This window comes from Variovorax boronicumulans NBRC 103145 (assembly GCF_001591345.1).
Taxonomy (GTDB): Bacteria; Pseudomonadota; Gammaproteobacteria; order Burkholderiales; family Burkholderiaceae_C; genus Variovorax; species Variovorax boronicumulans.
Genome location: NZ_BCUS01000005.1, coordinates 32,532 through 48,853, shown reverse-complemented (window position 1 = coordinate 48,853; position 16,322 = coordinate 32,532). Strand labels below are relative to the sequence as shown.

The 16,322-nt window shown below is 68.2% G+C and carries 17 protein-coding genes; 4 read left to right on the top strand and 13 right to left on the bottom strand.

Features of this window, described 5'->3' with window-relative positions; all coding sequences use genetic code 11:
• Positions 1-7 precede the first annotated feature (7 nt).
• The 7 genes from VBO01S_RS02745 to VBO01S_RS02715 are packed head-to-tail and all read right to left on the bottom strand — an operon-like array spanning position 8 to position 5,426.
• The gene (locus VBO01S_RS02745; protein WP_062470118.1) at positions 8-610 is read right to left on the bottom strand and encodes a Maf family protein; all 603 of its coding nucleotides are present in this window, start codon (positions 608-610) and stop codon (positions 8-10) included.
• Between the two features lie 40 nt (positions 611-650).
• Positions 651-1,118 carry a 23S rRNA (pseudouridine(1915)-N(3))-methyltransferase RlmH gene (gene rlmH, locus VBO01S_RS02740; RefSeq protein WP_062470115.1) on the bottom strand — a complete coding sequence of 156 codons (468 nt, stop codon included), beginning with the start codon at positions 1,116-1,118 and terminating at the stop codon, positions 651-653.
• On the bottom strand, positions 1,115-1,810 hold the full coding sequence (gene rsfS / locus VBO01S_RS02735; RefSeq protein WP_062470113.1) for a ribosome silencing factor: 696 nt from the start codon (positions 1,808-1,810) through the stop codon (positions 1,115-1,117). The genes rlmH and rsfS overlap by 4 nt, the downstream gene beginning before the upstream one ends.
• The gene (gene nadD / locus VBO01S_RS02730; RefSeq protein WP_062470111.1) at positions 1,810-2,442 is read right to left on the bottom strand and encodes a nicotinate (nicotinamide) nucleotide adenylyltransferase; all 633 of its coding nucleotides are present in this window, start codon (positions 2,440-2,442) and stop codon (positions 1,810-1,812) included. Before nadD ends, rsfS begins: the two co-directional genes overlap by 1 nt.
• Positions 2,439-3,359, bottom strand: coding sequence for an oxygen-dependent coproporphyrinogen oxidase (gene hemF / locus VBO01S_RS02725; RefSeq protein ID WP_062470108.1), 921 nt, complete (start codon positions 3,357-3,359; stop codon positions 2,439-2,441). The genes nadD and hemF overlap by 4 nt, the downstream gene beginning before the upstream one ends.
• Positions 3,359-4,657, bottom strand: coding sequence for a phosphoribosylamine--glycine ligase (gene purD / locus VBO01S_RS02720; protein WP_062470106.1), 1,299 nt, complete (start codon positions 4,655-4,657; stop codon positions 3,359-3,361). The genes hemF and purD overlap by 1 nt, the downstream gene beginning before the upstream one ends.
• Positions 4,658-4,700: 43 nt before the next feature.
• The gene (locus VBO01S_RS02715) at positions 4,701-5,426 is read right to left on the bottom strand and encodes a YebC/PmpR family DNA-binding transcriptional regulator (protein WP_056580425.1); all 726 of its coding nucleotides are present in this window, start codon (positions 5,424-5,426) and stop codon (positions 4,701-4,703) included.
• A gap of 118 nt (positions 5,427-5,544) precedes the next feature.
• Between VBO01S_RS02715 and VBO01S_RS02710 the strand changes: the two genes are divergently transcribed.
• Genes VBO01S_RS02710 through VBO01S_RS02695 form a run of 4 tightly spaced genes read left to right on the top strand, consistent with a single transcriptional unit; the run spans position 5,545 to position 8,965 of the window.
• Positions 5,545-6,336: a class I SAM-dependent methyltransferase gene (locus VBO01S_RS02710; protein WP_062470103.1), complete on the top strand. Its 792-nt coding sequence runs from the start codon at positions 5,545-5,547 to the stop codon at positions 6,334-6,336.
• A gap of 2 nt (positions 6,337-6,338) precedes the next feature.
• Positions 6,339-7,388, top strand: a complete 1,050-nt coding sequence (locus VBO01S_RS02705) for a chorismate transformation FkbO/Hyg5 family protein (protein ID WP_062470100.1) — start codon at positions 6,339-6,341, stop codon at positions 7,386-7,388.
• A 36-nt stretch (positions 7,389-7,424) separates the two neighbouring features.
• Entirely contained in the window at positions 7,425-8,222 is a 798-nt protein-coding gene (locus tag VBO01S_RS02700; protein ID WP_062470097.1) for a lysophospholipid acyltransferase family protein, read from the top strand.
• A complete protein-coding gene (locus VBO01S_RS02695) occupies positions 8,186-8,965 on the top strand; it encodes a glycosyltransferase family 2 protein (RefSeq protein ID WP_062470093.1) in 780 nt (259 codons plus the stop codon). Before VBO01S_RS02700 ends, VBO01S_RS02695 begins: the two co-directional genes overlap by 37 nt.
• Positions 8,966-9,078: 113 nt before the next feature.
• On the opposite strand, the gene VBO01S_RS02690 is transcribed toward VBO01S_RS02695, so the two are convergent.
• The 6 genes from VBO01S_RS02690 to cysW form a co-directional block, all read right to left on the bottom strand.
• Positions 9,079-10,467, bottom strand: a complete 1,389-nt coding sequence (locus VBO01S_RS02690; protein ID WP_062470091.1) for an efflux transporter outer membrane subunit — start codon at positions 10,465-10,467, stop codon at positions 9,079-9,081.
• Positions 10,460-12,442: a macrolide ABC transporter ATP-binding protein/permease MacB gene (gene macB, locus VBO01S_RS02685; RefSeq protein ID WP_062470089.1), complete on the bottom strand. Its 1,983-nt coding sequence runs from the start codon at positions 12,440-12,442 to the stop codon at positions 10,460-10,462. The genes VBO01S_RS02690 and macB overlap by 8 nt, the downstream gene beginning before the upstream one ends.
• Positions 12,439-13,599: a macrolide transporter subunit MacA gene (gene macA / locus VBO01S_RS02680; protein ID WP_062470086.1), complete on the bottom strand. Its 1,161-nt coding sequence runs from the start codon at positions 13,597-13,599 to the stop codon at positions 12,439-12,441. The genes macB and macA overlap by 4 nt, the downstream gene beginning before the upstream one ends.
• A gap of 202 nt (positions 13,600-13,801) precedes the next feature.
• Entirely contained in the window at positions 13,802-14,305 is a 504-nt protein-coding gene (locus VBO01S_RS02675) for a disulfide bond formation protein B (RefSeq protein WP_062470083.1), read from the bottom strand.
• On the bottom strand, positions 14,302-15,399 hold the full coding sequence (locus VBO01S_RS02670) for a sulfate/molybdate ABC transporter ATP-binding protein (protein WP_062470081.1): 1,098 nt from the start codon (positions 15,397-15,399) through the stop codon (positions 14,302-14,304). Before VBO01S_RS02670 ends, VBO01S_RS02675 begins: the two co-directional genes overlap by 4 nt.
• Before the next feature lie 20 nt (positions 15,400-15,419).
• Positions 15,420-16,322: a sulfate ABC transporter permease subunit CysW gene (gene cysW, locus VBO01S_RS02665; RefSeq protein WP_062470078.1), complete on the bottom strand. Its 903-nt coding sequence runs from the start codon at positions 16,320-16,322 to the stop codon at positions 15,420-15,422.

Sequence of the window (16,322 nt, the reverse complement as noted above, 5' to 3'; positions counted from 1 at the left end):
GGATGTCTTAAGTATTGAAACCGACGCCTCGAAGCAGTTGCGCGGTCTCGAACATGGGGAGTCCCATGATGCCCGAATAGGAGCCGCTGATGTGCTCCACGAACGCAGCCGCCGCGCCCTGGATGGCGTAGGCGCCGGCCTTGCCGAGCGGCTCGCCGCTGGCGGCGTAGGCCGTGACCTGCTTCTTCGACAGCGTGGCGAAGCGCACGCGCGACACGCTGAGCGCCGCATGGCGTCGACGGCCGTTCTGCAGCGCGACCGCCGTGAGCACGCGGTGCGTGGCGCCGGACAGGTGCGTGAGCATGCGCTCGGCATCGCGCGCGTCCTCGGGCTTGCCGAGGATGGTGCGGCCGAGCGCGACCGTGGTGTCAGCGCAGAGCACGGGCGCATCGGCCAGGCCCAGGCGCTTGCGGCGCGCAACGGCGGCATCGAGCTTGAGGGCGGTCACGCGCTGCACGTAGGCGGTCGGCGATTCGTTCGGCAGCAAGGCCTCGAGCGCCTCGGCGTCTTCGTCGGCACCGGCCAGCAGCAGTTCGTGGCGCACGCCGAGCTGGCCGAGCAATTGGGCGCGGCGCGGGCTTTGCGACGCGAGATAAATGAAGTCAGGCAAGTTCAGGTCTCCGAGGTGGGCCCCACCGCCGGCCCCGTGGTCATTCCCGGTGGTAGGGATGGCCCGCGTTGACCGACCACGCCCGGTAGAGCTGCTCGACCAGCAGCACGCGCGCCATGGCATGCGGCAGGGTCAGGTCGGACAAGCGGATGCGTTCGTGCGCGGCGGCCTTGAAGGCCGGGTCGAGCCCGTCGGGGCCGCCGATGACCAGCGCGACGTCGTCGCCCTCAACCTGCCAGGTCTGCAGCCGTGTGGCCAGCGCCTTGGTGGTGAGCGCGGTGCCGCGCTCGTCGAGCACGACGATGCGCATGCCGCGGGCGATGGCGCCTTCGATGCGCTCGCGCTCGGCGGCATACAGCGTCTCGAGTGTCTTGGAACCTCGCGGCTCGGTCTTGACGGCGCGCAGCTCGAGCTTGAGCTCGGGCGGGAAGCGCTTGGCGTAGTCGTCCCAGGCAGTCTGCGCCCAGTCGGGCATGCGCTGCCCGACGGCGACCACCAGCAGCTTCATGCGCGGCGGGCTGGCGCCTTCTTGGCCGGCGCCTTCTTCGCAGCGGTCTTCTTGGCGGCCGGCTTGCCGACCACCTTCACCGGCACGCGCGCGGTGCCCGTGGCGGACTTCTTCGCGGGGGCCTTCTTGGCGGCGGTCTTGCCTGCGGTCTTCGATGCGGCCTTCTTCGCCGGGGCCTTGGCGGCCTTGGCTTCCTGCTCGGCCGCGCGGATCGCGGTCTTGGCGGCGCTCGAACGGCGCAGGCTCGGCGTCTTGGCGGCGGCCGTCTTCTTCTCTTCGGCGCCCTTGACGACGGACGAGGCGGTGGCCAGCGCGGGCTTGGTGGCGCCGAGCTTGGCGCGCACCGGCTTGTCGCCCCAGATCTCTTCGAGGTGGTAGTACTGGCGGATGGCGGGCTGCATGATGTGCGCCACGGCCGCGCCGCAGTCCACGATGATCCACTCGCCGTTTTCCTCGCCCTCGGTGCGCGGCTTGGCAAAGCCGGCTTCGCGCACGGCGTCGCGCACGCTCGAGGCGAGCGCCTTGGTCTGGCGGTTGGAGGTGCCCGACGCCACGATCACGCGCTCGAACAGCGGCGAGAGGTGCTCCGTGTCGAATACCTGGATGTCCTGCGCCTTGACGTCTTCGAGACCATCGATGATGGCTCGCTGGAGTTTTTGGATGTCTTTTTTGGCGGCGGCTTCAGTGGTCATCAGGCAGAGCGGTAGAGGTGGTGTTGGTCAATATAGCGTGCAACCGTGGGCGGAACCAGCGAGGAAATGTCCACACCCGACGCCACACGCCGCCGGATATCGGTGGCGCTGGTGTCCATGGCGGCAGGCAGTTCAAGCGCCTCGAAACGCGCGCCAGCCGGGAGGCCGGGCAGCTGTTTCGGATCAAAACGAGTGACGTCACCCGTCGATAGTGCGCGATACGCTACAGAAACGATAGCAATGCCGAGTATATCCTGCCAGCCGTGCCAGGTCGGCAAGGCCGCTGCCTGGTCCGCGCCCATCACCAGCACGAGCTGTGCGCCGGGCTGCTCTTTCTGCAATTCATGCAGCGTGTCGAGCGTGTAGGTCGGGCCGTCGCGCAACACCTCGCGGCTGTCGATGACGACCTTGCCTTGCAAGTTGCCGAAGGCCAGTTGCGCCATCGCGAGGCGGTCTTCCTTCGGCGTGAGCGTGCGGCTCTTGTGCCAGGCCTGCCCCGTGGGAATGACGTGCAACTCCGTCAGATCGAGCTGCGCCAATGCAGCTTCGGCCAGGGCGACGTGCGCGTTGTGCGGCGGGTCGAAGGCCCCGCCGAAGACGCCGATGCGCAAAGCGGAACCGGTGGGGCTCACACCCAGTCCCGGCGCACGATGAAGTCGCTGTACAGCGCGGCTTCGGGGCTGCCCGCTTCGGGCTGTTGCCGGTAGGCCCAGCTCGCGAGCGGCGGCATCGACAGCAGGATCGATTCGGTGCGTCCGCCCGACTGCAGGCCGAAGTGCGTGCCGCGGTCCCACACGAGGTTGAACTCGACATAGCGCCCGCGCCGGTACAGCTGGAATTCGCGTTCGCGCTCGCCGTACGGCATGCCGCGGCGGCGTTCGACGATCGGCAGGTAGGCCTGCAGGAAGGCATCGCCGACCGAGCGGATCAGCGCAAAGCCGTTCTCGATGCCGCCCTCGGCGAAGTCGTCGAAGAAGATGCCGCCGATGCCGCGCTGCTCGTTGCGGTGCTTCAGGAAGAAATACTCGTCGCACCAGGTCTTGAAGCGCGGGTACTTGTCGACGCCGAACGGTGCGAGCGCATCGCGGCACACGGTGTGAAAGTGCACCGCGTCTTCTTCGAAGCCGTAGCAGGGTGTGAGGTCCATGCCGCCGCCGAACCAGCACACGGGATCGCCGCCGCCCGCGGGCTGCGCGGCCAGCATGCGCACGTTCATGTGAACGATCGGCACGTAGGGATTGCGCGGATGGAACACCAGCGACACGCCCATGGCCTCGAACGGCGCGCCCGAGAGCTCGGGGCGGTTCTGCGTGGCCGAGGCCGGCAACTTGGCGCCGCGCACCTGCGAGAAGCCGACGCCGGCGCGCTCGAACAGCGCGCCGCCTTCGAGGATGCAGGTCAGGCCGTTGCCCTGCAGCGGCTCGCCGGGCTCTTTCTGCCAGGCATCGCGCACCGCGCTGCCACCATCCGCCGCCTCGACCGCCGAGATGATCGATTGCTGCAGTCCGCGCAGGTAGTCGCCGACCGCCTTCGGCTGGGTGGCTGGCATCAGGCGTGGGGCGTGTTGCGCGCGTTGACGGCGCGGTAGCCGATGTCCTTGCGGTACTGCGCGCCGTCGAACTGCACGCGCGCCGCGACCTCGTAGGCGCGCTGCTGCGCCTGCTTGACGCTGTCGGCCAGCACGGTCACGCAGAGCACGCGGCCGCCGCTGGTCTTGAGCTCGCCGTTCTCCAGCGTGGTACCGGCGTGGAACACGACGGCATCGGGTGCTTCGGCCGGGATGCCGCTGATGCGGTCGCCCTTGCGCGGCGACAGCGGGTAGCCGTGCGCGGCCATCACCACGCCCAGTGCCACGCGGCGGTCCCACTGCAGCTCGACCTGGTCGAGCGTGCCGTCGGTGGCGTGCCAGAACACCTCGAACAGGTCGGACTTCAGGCGCATCATGATCGGCTGCGTCTCGGGGTCGCCCATGCGGCAGTTGAATTCGAGCGTCTTGGGCTGGCCGGCCGCGTCGATCATGAGACCGGCATAGAGGAAGCCGGTGAACGGAATGCCGTCCTTTTCCATGCCGCGGATGGTTGGCAGGATGATCTCGCGCATCGCACGCGCATGCACCTCGGCCGTGACGACCGGTGCGGGCGAGTACGCGCCCATGCCGCCGGTGTTCGGGCCTTCGTCGCCATCGAGCAGGCGCTTGTGGTCCTGGCTGGTGGCCAGCGCGGCAACGTTCTTGCCGTCGCACATCACGATGAAGCTGGCTTCTTCGCCTTGCAGGAATTCTTCGATGACGACGCGTGCGCCGCCTTCGTTGTGCGACACGCCAAACTTGTTGTCGACCAGCATGAAGTCGACGGCCTCATGGGCTTCCTGCGCCGTCATGGCAACCACCACGCCCTTGCCGGCGGCCAGGCCGTCGGCCTTGACGACGATCGGTGCGCCCTTGGCATCGATGTACGCATGAGCGGCAGCGGCGTCGGTGAAGGCCTCGTATTCGGCCGTCGGGATCTTGTGGCGCTTCATGAAGGCCTTCGAGAAGGCCTTGGAGCTTTCGAGCTGCGCAGCCGCCTGCGTCGGGCCGAAGATGCGCAGGCCGTGCGCGCGGAACTCGTCCACCACGCCCGCGGCGAGCGGCCCCTCGGGGCCGACCACGGTCAGCGCGATTTTCTCGGCCATCGCCCACTCGCGCAACGCGGCGGGTTCGGTGATGTCGATGCAGTCGTAGCGTTCGTCGCTCACGGTGCCGCCGTTGCCGGGCGCCACGTAGACGCGGCTGACCCGGTTGCCCTGCGCCAGCCGCCACGCCAGTGCGTGCTCGCGGCCCCCTCCTCCAATCACCAGTACCTTCATTCGCGGGCTTTCGTTTGTCGCTGTGGATCCATCATTCATTCGTTCAGTCGGACAGTGCGGCGTTGTGATACACGTCCTGCACGTCGTCCAGGTCCTCGAGCACGTCGAGGAGCTTCTGCATCCTGGCGGCGTCTTCGCCGGTCACGTCCACGGTGTTCTCGGCGCGCATCGTGATCTCAGCGGCGTCGGGCTTCAGGCCCGCGGCTTCGAGCGCGTTCTTGACGGCCTCGAAGTCGCCGATGGCGGTGAGCACCTCGATGGCGCCGTCGTCGTCGGTGATCACGTCCTCGGCACCGGCTTCGAGGGCCACTTCCATGACCTTGTCCTCGCTGGTGCCGGGCGCGAAGATGATCTGGCCGCAGTGCTTGAACTGGAAGGCCACCGAGCCTTCGGTGCCCATGTTGCCGCCGTGCTTGGAGAAGGCGTGGCGCACTTCGGCCACGGTGCGCACGCGGTTGTCGGTCATGGTGTCGACGATGATCGCCGCGCCGCCGATGCCGTACCCTTCGTAACGAATTTCTTCGTAATTGACGCCTTCGAGGTTGCCCGTGGCCTTGTCGATGTTGCGCTTGACGGTGTCGATGGGCAGGTTGACCGCCTTGGCCTTTTCGACCGCCAGCCGCAGCCGGGGGTTGGCGCTGAGGTCTGCGCCGCCGGCGCGTGCCGCCACCGTGATTTCACGGATGGCGCGGGTCCAGAGCTTGCCGCGTTTCTCGTCCTGGCGGCCCTTGCGGTGCTGAATATTTGCCCACTTGCTATGTCCGGCCATGGCTTTCTCTCTCGCTGTCGTGTGTTTTCAAAGCAAGTGTGGAGTTTACTGTCCGGCGCACACAACGCTCCCCCGGCGCCCGGGATTTCGGCCCGGACCTTTTGGTGATAATTGTTCGATGACGCCATCGCCCATTGCCGGTACGGGAAATCCCGACGCCCTGCCGCCGCACGCCCCGCTGCCGCTGTACTACAACACCGAAGCGGAGCACCAGGCGTTCCTGCGGCGCATCTTCGACAGCACGGCCGCGGACTACGACCGCATCGAAGCCGTGCTGGCCTTCGGCACCGGCCCCTCGTACCGCCGTGACGCACTGAAGCAGGCCGGCCTCACGGCGGGCGCCCAGGTGCTCGACGTGGGCATCGGCACCGGGCTCGTCGCCCGCGAAGCCCTGAAGCTCATCGGCTCCACCGGCAAGCTCACCGGCGTCGACCCCAGCGTGGGCATGATGGGCCAGGTCCGGCTGCCCGGCGTCGAATTGATTCAAGGCGTCGCCGAGGCCCTGCCCCGGCCCGACGCCAGCTGCGATTTCGTGAGCATGGGTTACGCCATGCGCCACATCAGCGACGTGGCCGCCGCCTTTTCCGAGTTCCATCGCGTGCTGCGCCCGGGCGGGCGCGTGGTGGTGCTCGAGATCACCAAGCCAGAAGGCCGCATCGCCACCGCACTGCTGAAAGGCTACATGCGCGCCGTGGTGCCGCTGATCGCCCGCGTGGTTGGCCGCCGCAGCGACACCTCGGAGCTGTGGCGCTATTACTGGGACACGATCGAGGCCTGCATCCCGCCCGAGCGCGTCATGCAGGCACTGGGCGCCGCCGGCTTCAGCGACGTGCGCCGGCATGCGAGCCTCGGGGTCTTCTCGGCCTACACCGGCCGCAAACCCGAATCCACCGCCGACGAGGTTCGCTGAACGTGCGCCCCCAGGACGATCGCCTTCATTCCCCCCTGCGCGTGGAGCGCCTCTCGCTGCCGGACAGCCTTGCGCTGGCCACGCACAGCCATGCACCCTTTGCCGCGCTCGGCTACGGCACGCCGCACGGTGTCGCCTGGATGCCCACGGTCAACGCGCGCGTGCTGTCACCGCAAGGCGCGATGGCCGACGTGTGGCACGTGGGGCACGCGGGTGACGGCACCCAGGTCCGGTCGGGCACCACCGGCATCGCGCGCTGGCGCACCGACGGGCACTGGCTGCTCGGCGCCATCGACCTCGATGAAGCCGTCGAAGGCCAGGGCCTGACCGAACTCGCGCAGCGCGCCTACCGCGACCTGTTCCGCACGCTCGAGCAGGCCGGCACGCCGCACCTGCAGCGCATCTGGAACTACCTGCCGCGCATCAACGCGGACGGCGGCGGGCTGGAGCGCTACCGCCAGTTCAATCTCGGTCGGCAAGAGGCCTTCTTCGAGGCCGGCCGCGCCGCCTTCGAAGGTGCCCCGGCCGCCTGCGCGCTGGGCATCCGCCAGGGCGCGCTGTCGATCCGTTTTCTCGCGGGACGTGCCGCGCCGCTGCCGGTCGAGAACCCGCGGCAGGTGTCGGCTTACCGCTATCCCGAAACCTACGGCCCGCGCTCGCCGACCTTCTCGCGCGCCGCGCTGGCGGACATCGGCGACGGCCAGGTCGCGCTCTTCATCTCGGGCACGGCGAGCATCGTCGGGCACGAAACGGTGCACCACGGCGACGTGCGTGAGCAGGCCCGCGAAACGCTGCGCAACCTGGAGGCCGTGATCGCCTCCGCCCATGCGCAGACCACGGCGCGCTTCTCGCTCGATGCGCTCGACTGCGTGGTGTACGTGCGGCATCCGTCGGACACCGAGGCCGTGCGCGAGGTGATCGAAGCCGCGCTCGGCGCCCAGTCGCCGATGGCCCGCCATGCGGTGTACCTGGAAGCCGACATCTGCCGCAGCGATCTGCTGGTCGAGATCGAGGCCCACACGGTCGCCGCCGGCCGGCTGCAGGCCGCCTGAGCGGCCCGCCGTCCGCCTGTCCGACCGACACCACCCATGAACGTGCTGCGTCTTCTCACGTCGATCCCGCTCGCGCTGATGCTCTATGCGCTGCTGCTGTTCCTCGGCCTGATCTCGCTGGTCTGGAACTTCGTCGCCATGCTGCTGTACCCGGTGATGCCGGCCGTACCGGCGCGCGCGCTGGGCCGCATGACCATCGCCTTTGCCTACCGGATGTTCTGGTGGCTCGCCTCGGTCACCGGCATGATGCGCATCGACGCCTCGTGCCTGGACCCGATGCGCAACGAGCCCGGCGTGATCTTCGTGGCCAACCACCCGACCATGCTCGACGCACTGCTGCTGGTGGCGCGGCTGCCGCGCAGTGCCTGCATCATGAAGGCCGAGCTGATGGGCAACATCTTCCTCGGTGCCGGGGCCCGGCTGGCGCGCTACATCAGCAACAAGTCGGCCCGCACGATGGTGCGCCTGGCGGTCAACGACCTGCGCCAGGGCGGCCAGCTCGTGATCTTTCCCGAAGGCACGCGCACGGTGTCGCCGCCGCTGAACCCCTTCCGCCCCGGCACCACGCTGATCGCCAAGCTGGCGCAGGCGCCGATCCAGACCGTGTTCATCGACACCGACTCGCCCTACCTCGGCAAGGGCTGGCCGCTGTGGCGCGTGCCGCCGCTGCCCATCGTCTTCACGCTGCGGCTGGGCAAGCGCTTTGCACCAACGCAGGACAGCGATGCGTTGCAGGTCGAGCTGGAGCACTATTTCCGTCAACACATGGAGCAGCGCGCCACCGACGCGTCCCCCGAATGCCAGCAGACGCCTCGCGCACCCACCTTGTCCTGATCCCCAGCTACAACACGGGCGAGCGCCTGTTCTCGACGGTCGCGGCCGCGCGGGCCCAATGGAACCCGGTGTGGGTAGTGATCGACGGCAGCGACGACGGCACGGGCGAGCGGCTGCAGCAGATGGCCGCCAGCGATCCGGGGCTGCGCGTGTGGGTGCTGCCGCAGAACCAGGGCAAGGGCTCGGCGGTGCTGCACGGCTTGCGGGCCGCGAAGGACGCCGGCTTCACGCACGCACTCACGATGGATTCCGACGGACAACATCCGGCGGACCTGATCCCCTCTTTCATGAACGCCTCGCTGGCGCGGCCCGAGACGATGGTGCTGGGCCGGCCGGTGTTCGACGCCAGCGCACCGTTGCTGCGGGTGCGGGGGCGGCGGGTGTCCAACGGCTGGACGCAGCTCGAGACGCTGTTCGCGGGCGTGGGCGATTCGCTCTACGGCTTTCGCGTGTACCCGGTGGTCGACCTGATCGCGGTGATGGCGCGGCAACCGTGGATGCGGCGCTTCGACTTCGATACCGAGGCGGTCGTGCGGCTGGCCTGGCGCGGGGTCAAGCCGGTGAACATCGATGCGCCTGTGAAGTACCTGACGGCTGAAGAAGGCGGGGTGTCGCACTTTCGCTATGGGCGGGACAACGTCTTGCTGACTTGGATGCACACGCGGCTGATGGTCGAGTTTGTTTTGCGGCTGCCGGGGTTGCTTTTTCGCAAGCTGCGGGGGGCGCCGCCGTTTCAGGCTTAGGTCTCTTTGGAGGGGCGCCCGGCAGGCGGCACGGCGCGGTCGGCTCCACTGTGCCGGCCACACCGCACCGCCTGCCGGGCACCTGCTGTGGTGTGGGAACTCTTCCTCTCTTCCTACTCGACGATGGCCGCGCCGCCCAGTGCCTTGTAGAGCGTCATCGTGGCGTTGAGCTGGTTCAACCGATTCTGCGCCACCGACACCTCCGCGAGGCGGCGCTTGTCCTTGGCATCGAGCACCGGTTGCAGCGCAGTGGCGCCGGCGCGATAGCGCACTTCCGACAAGGCCTCCGCGCGTTGCGCCTGTTGCAGCGCCAGAGCCAGCTTCACGCTTTCGTCCTGCAGCTGGGTTCGCGACGACAGCGTGTTCTCGACCTCGGACAGCGCGGTGTACAGCGACTGGCGGAAACCGACGACCGCTTCTTCGTACTGCGTCTGCGACACGGCGACGGTCAGCCGCGCGGTGTTCCATTGCAGGAACGGCAACACCAGGCCGGCGCCCAGCGTGGCGATCGGATTCTTCAGCACCTCGCCCAGCGCATTGCTCCCCGCGCCCAGCGAACCCGTGAGGCTCAGCACCGGATAGAAACTGGTGCGCGTGGCATCGACGTTCGCCAGCGAGGACCGCAGGCGCTGCTCCGCGGCGCGCAGGTCGGGCCGGCGGCCCAGCAGGCTGGCGGGCAGTCCGGCATCGATCACGGGCAAGGCGGTGTCCGGCAGTTGGGAGGGCTCGTCTCTCGGGGCGTCGGGCGGCATGTCGAACAGGATCGCCAGTGCGTTGCGTGCCTCGACACGCTGTTGCAGCAGCTGTGTGTGCGCGGCCTCCTGGCTCGCGAGATTCTGGCCGGCCTGCGCGACGTCGAGCCCGGACACGGCACCTGCCGCGTACTTGGCGCGCACCAGCGCCTGGATGCGCCGTGCATCGGCCATGCCGGCTTCGCTCAGCGCGATGCGGTGGTTCAGGTAGCCGGTCTGCCAATACAGCCCGGCCGTGGTGCCCACCAGCGCCAGCGCCGTGGCCTCGCGGTCGGACTGGGTGGCCTGCAGCTCCCAGTCGGCAGCGCTGCGCAACGCCGACAGGCGACCCCACAGATCGATCTCGTAGCTCAGGTTCAGCGAGGAGCTCGCGGTCGATGCGGCCACGTTGCCGCGCTTCAGATCGAAGCTGCGGTTGGTGCTCAGTTGACCTGTCACGCCGGGCGTGAGGTTGGTGTTTGCCAGGCCGGCCTGCAGCTGCGCCCGCTGCACGCGGATGCCGGCAGCGGCCAGGTTGTTGTTGGTGCGCAGGGCGTTGTCGATCAGGGTGTCGAGCCGCGCGTCGTGGAAGGCGGTCCACCAGCGGGCCTGCGGCACGGCCGCTGCGTTCTGCGGCAGGGGCTGTTGCTGCTGCCAGGCCTGCGGCACGCCGAGCGGTCGGTGTTCGCGCCGCTCCGGCGCGAACAGCGTGCAGCCGCCGAGCGCCAGCGCGATGGCGAGGCCCGCCAGGGTCGGTCGCGCGCTACTCACGCGCCAGCGCCTCGATGGGGTCGAGCCGCGCGGCGTTGCGCGCCGGCAGGTACCCGAAGAGCACGCCGATGAGCGACGCGCACAAAAAAGCCGACACCACGGCCCCCAGCGAAAAGATCATTTGCCATTGCTTCACGAACAGCGAGAACACAAAGCTGATGCCGTACGACAGCAGCACGCCGATGAAACCGCCGACCAGGCACACGAGCACGGCCTCGGTCAGGAACTGCTGCAGCACGTCGCTCTGGCGCGCGCCCACGGCCATGCGGATGCCGATCTCGCGGGTGCGCTCGGTCACCGACACCAGCATGATGTTCATCACGCCGATGCCGCCCACCACGAGCGAGATCACCGCGATCAGCGACAGCAGCAGCGTGAGCGACTGGCTCGTGCGCTCGGCCGTCTTCACGATGCTGTCCATGTTGAAGGTGAAGAAGTCCTTGCCGCCGTGGCGCAGCGTGAGCAGCCGCACGATGCTCTCTTCGGCCGCCTTGGTGGGCTGGTCGTCGCGGATGCGAACGGTGATGCTGTCGAAGTGCTGCTGGCCGAAGAGGCGGCTCGCGCCGGTGCTGTAGGGCAGCCAGATGTTGAGCGACTTGTTCTCGCCGAACATGCTCTTCTTTTCCTGTGCCACGCCGATCACGGTGCACGGCAGGCTGCCCACGAGGATGATCTTGCCCACGGGGTCGGTGCCGTCGGGAAAGAGCTTGCGCCGCGTGTTCTGGTCGATCACCACCACCTGCGACTGGTGCCGCACGTCGTTGGCGTCGAAGTCCGTGCCGCTGGCCATCTGGATGTCGCGCACGCTGAAGAAGTTGTCGCTGACGCCGTTCACGTTGCCGTTGACGTCGGCGCTGCGGTAGCGCAGGCGCAGGCTGCGCATGGTGGTCGGCGTGACGCTGTGCACGTAGGGCTGCGCGGCAATGGCCTGCAGGTCGGCCGGCAGCAGCGTGCGGATGCTCGCGGCCTTGTCGTCGCCGAAGTCGTGGCCCGGGTAGATGTCGAGCGTGTTGGTGCCGATGGCCTTGATGTCGGCCAGCACGAAGCGCTTGGCGCCCTCCCCGATGGCCACGATCGACACCACCGAGGTGATGCCGATGATGATGCCCAGCATGGTGAGTGCCGTGCGCATGCGGTGCGCCATCATCGAGCGCCAGGCCATGCGGAAGGCTTCGGAGAAACGCGCCCAGCCGGTGCTGAAGCGCGCGATGCCCAGCGTGGGGCGCGTCATGGCGGGCGGCGTGGGGGTGTCGTCGCCCACCGTCTGTGCGGGTGCGGCCACGGTCGGCACGTTGGGCCGGTCGCCCACGATCGCACCGTCGGCGATCTCGATGATGCGTTCGGTGCAGCGTGCCACCTGCATGTCGTGCGTCACGATGATGATCGTGTGCCCCTGCGCATGCAGCTCGCGCAGGATGCCGATGACCTCCTGGCCGCTCTTGCTGTCGAGCGCGCCGGTGGGCTCGTCGGCCAGGATGACCTGCCCGCCGTTCATGAGCGCACGCGCGATGCTCACGCGCTGCTGCTGGCCGCCCGAGAGCTGGCTCGGCCGGTGTTCGGTGCGGTCTTCCAGGCCCAGGCGCGCGAGCAGTTGCCGCGCCCGCGCGTCGCGCGCCGAGCCCTCGGTGCCGGCATACACGGCGGGCACCTCGACGTTGCCGGTCGCCGTCAGGTGCTGCATGAGGTGGTAGCGCTGGAAGATGAAGCCGAAGTGCTCGCGCCGCAGCGCGGCGAGCGCGTCGCTGTCGAGCGTGCCGACGTCCTGGCCCGACACGGTGTAGGTGCCGGTGGTCGGCCGGTCGAGGCAGCCGAGGATGTTCATCAGCGTCGACTTGCCCGAGCCCGAGGCGCCGACGATGGCCAGCATCTCGCCGTGGCCGATGTCCAGGTCGACATCTTTCAGCACCTGGACCTCCTGCTCGCCCGAGGGAAAGCTGCGGCCGATACCGCGCAGGGTCAGCAGCGGCTGCGTCACTGGCGCGGCCTCCGGCTGCCGCTGTCATTGCCGTCGGTCTTCTCCAGCGCCGAGGCGTCGCCGGTGATGACGCTGTCGCCCTCCTTCAGGCCTTCGAGCACCTGCGCCTGGAAGTTGTTGCTGATGCCCACGCGCACCTGCCGCTTTTCCACGCGCTGGTCGGGCAGGAGCACGCGTACTTCGTGGCGGCCGTCCTTGTCGCGCGTGCCGAGCGCGGTGAGCGGCACGGTCAGCGCCTGCTTGGCCTCGCCCAGCAGGATGGCAACCTGCGCCGTCATGTCGACGCGCAGCGTGCGCTCGGGGTTGGGCACGTCGAACAGCGCGTTGAAGAACACGGCGTTGTTGATCTTCTCGGGCGAAGGCTGCACCGCGCGCAGCGTGCCGTGGTAGCGCGTGTCGGGGTCGCCCAGGATGGTGAAGTACACCGGCTGGCCGGCCTTCACGCGCACCACGTCGGCCTCGGACACCTGCGCCTTCACGGTCATGGTCGACAGGTCGGCCAGTTTCATCAGCGTGGGCACCTGGAACGAGGCCACCACGGTCTGGCCTTCGAGCGTGCTGATCGACACCACATCGCCGTCGATGGGCGCGACGATGCGCGTGTACGACAGGTTGGTCTGCGCCGAGGCCAGGGCCAGCTTCTGCTGGCGGATCTGCGCGTCGAGCGAGACGGCGTCGGCGCGCAGCGCGCGCAACTCGGTGTCGGCGCCTTCCAGGTCCTGGCGCGCGGCGGCGTCCTGCGCCAGCATCTCGCGCTGGCGCGCCCAGGTGAGTTCGGCCTGCTTCACGCGCACTTCCTTGGCGAGCTTCTGGGCCTGCAGGTTCTCGAGCTTGGCCTGCTCCTGCGCGAGCGTGTTCTGCGAGATGACGGGGTCGATCTCGGCCAGCCAGTCGCCCTTCTTCACCGTCTGGCCGAGCACCACCTTCAGCGACTTGAGCTGGCCCGACACCTGCGCGCCCACCTCGACCTGCTTGAGGGCCTGCAGCACGCCGGTGGCGAGCACCGCGTTCTCCAGGTCGCTGCGCTGCACGGTGGCGGTCAGGTAGTCGCTTTTCTTCGCCGGGCTCAGCCAGAAGAAGGCGGCGATGGCCAGCACGACGAACAAGGCCAGGCCGACAAGGAACTTGCGCGATCGTCGCGAAGGAGTGGTGGGCATGCAGTGAAGAAGTGGGATGAAACGGGCGGCGAGGCCCGGGAAGGGATGCGGTTCATCCTAGCCCCGGTTGCTGAAGGCCTGCTAAAGCATGCGTTTTGACGGGCTTTTTTGCACGGGCCTGCGCAGCGACCCATGAAAAACGGCGTGGCCCGCTGCCCTCGAAGGACAGCGGGCCACGCCGCAAGAACTACTGAAAAAGAACTCAGCGCGCCGTGCGCCGGCGCAAGAGCAAGGTGAGGAGCAACAGCGCCAGCACCGTGAACGCAATGAACGACCAGTTCGCCAGCGTCAGGCCGAACAGCGACCAGTCGATCTTGGAACAGTCGCCGCCGCCGCGGAAGATCATCGGCAGCGCGCGCTTGAGCGGGAAGGTCTCGATCATCCCGTACAGGTCACGCCCGCACGAGACGACTTCGGGCGGATACCACTGCAGCCAGCTCTGCTGCGCCGCCGTGTAGGCACCGCCCACCGCCGCCGCCAGCGCCAGCACCCCGCCCGTCACCTGCAGGCCTCGGCTGTTGAACAGCGCCGCCAGGCCGGTGAACAGCGCCACCAGCATCAGCGCATAGCGCTGCACGATGCACATCGGGCAGGGTTCGAGCCCGACCACGTGCTGCAGATACAGCCCGAAGGCCAGCATGAGGACACAGGCCAGGCAGATCAGCCCGAGCGCGCGGCGCGGCGCGCCGAAGTACCAATGGATCAAGGAGATACCCAATCTTCTTCTACGAACACCCTGGCCTTGCGGGGGTTGGCGACGACGGTGTCGCCTTCCTTCAAGCCCAGGTCGCGGAACTGTTGCGCAGGGAGTTGCGCTTCGATGATGGTTCCGGAGCCCGGATTATCTGGATTCGTTTCGGTGGGCTCAAGTTCCAGCCGCGCGATCGGTCCGACCACGATCGCGCGCGACAGCGTGGCGACGATGCCGGTGGCACCCGACACGTAGCGTGTCACATCCAGGTCATGCGGGCGCACGTAGGCCAGCGCCTTGGCGTCGCGCGCGCTGCTGTGCTCGGGCGAGTCGATGCGCATGCCGTCCAGCTGCACGGCGCCGTTGTCGGCCCGGCCGTGGAACAGGTTCACGTCGCCCAGGAAGCCGTAGACGAACGGGCTCGCGGGCTTGTCCCACACGTCCTGTGGCGAACCGACCTGCTCGATGCGGCCCTTGTTGATGACCACCACGCGGTCGGCCACCTCGAGCGCTTCTTCCTGGTCGTGCGTAACGAAGATCGAGGTGACGTGCAGCTCGTCGTGCAGCCGGCGCAGCCAGCGGCGCAGTTCCTTGCGCACCTTGGCGTCGAGCGCGCCGAAGGGTTCGTCCAGCAGCAGCACCTTGGGCTCCACCGCCAGCGCGCGGGCCAGCGCGATGCGCTGGCGCTGGCCGCCGGACAGCTGCGACGGGTAGCGGTCGGCCAGCCAGTCCAGCTGCACCAGCTTGAGCAGGTCGGTCACCTTGGCCTTGATCTGCGCGTCGCTCGGGCGCTCCTTGCGCGGCTTCACGCGCAGGCCAAAGGCCACGTTCTCGAACACGGTCATGTGGCGGAACAGCGCGTAGTGCTGGAACACGAAGCCGACCTGGCGCTCGCGCACGTGCACGTCGGTGGTGTCTTCGCCCGAGAAATGGATGCTGCCGGTGTCGGCCGTTTCCAGGCCCGCGATGATGCGCAGCAGCGTGGTCTTGCCGCAGCCCGAGGGGCCGAGCAGCGCGACCAGTTCGCCCGACTCGACGTCGAGGTTCACGTTGTTCAGCGCGCGGAAGTCGCCGAACTGCTTGCTGATGTTGCGGATTTCGATGCTCATGGTCTTGTTCTCTCGTCTTCTCAGGCCGCCGAAGGCTCGGGGGGACGCTCGGGCGGCAGCTCGGCGATGGCTTTCATTTCGCGCTCATGGCGCCACTCGATGACCGACTTGATCACCAGGGTGACCAGCGCCAGGATCGCCAGCAGCGAGGCCACCGCAAAGGCGGCCACCGACTGGTATTCGTTGTAGAGCACCTCGACGTGCAGCGGCATCGTGTTGGTCTGGCCGCGGATGTGGCCCGACACCACCGACACCGCGCCGAACTCGCCCATGGCGCGCGCGTTGCACAGGATCACGCCGTACAGCAGGCCCCACTTGATGTTGGGCAAGGTCACGCGCCGGAAGGTCTGCCAGCCGGTCGCGCCGAGCACGATGGCGGCCTGTTCCTCGTCGGTGCCCTGCGCCTGCATCAGCGGAATGAGTTCGCGCGCAATGAAGGGAAAGGTCACGAACACGGTGGCCAGCACGATGCCGGGCACGGCGAAGATGATCTTGATGTCGTGCTCCGCCAGCCACGGACCGAACCAGCCCTGCGCGCCGAACACCAGCACGTAGATCAGGCCCGCCACCACCGGCGACACCGCGAACGGCAGGTCGATCAGCGTGGTCAGAAAGGCCTTGCCGCGGAACTCGAACTTGGCGATGGCCCACGCCGCGGCCACGCCGAAGACGAGGTTCATCGGCACCGCGATGGCGGCTGTGATCAGCGTGAGGCGGATCGCGCTCCACGCATCGGGCTCCTTCAGCGCCTCGAGGTAGGCATTGAGGCCCTTGCGCAGCGCCTCGACCGCCACGGCCGCCAGCGGCAGCACGAGGAACAGGAACATGAACGCCAGGGCGATGCCGATCAGCGTCCAGCGGACCCAGGCCGACTCGGTGGTGCCGGCCTGCGCGCGGCGGATGATTTTCGAAGGTGCACTCAT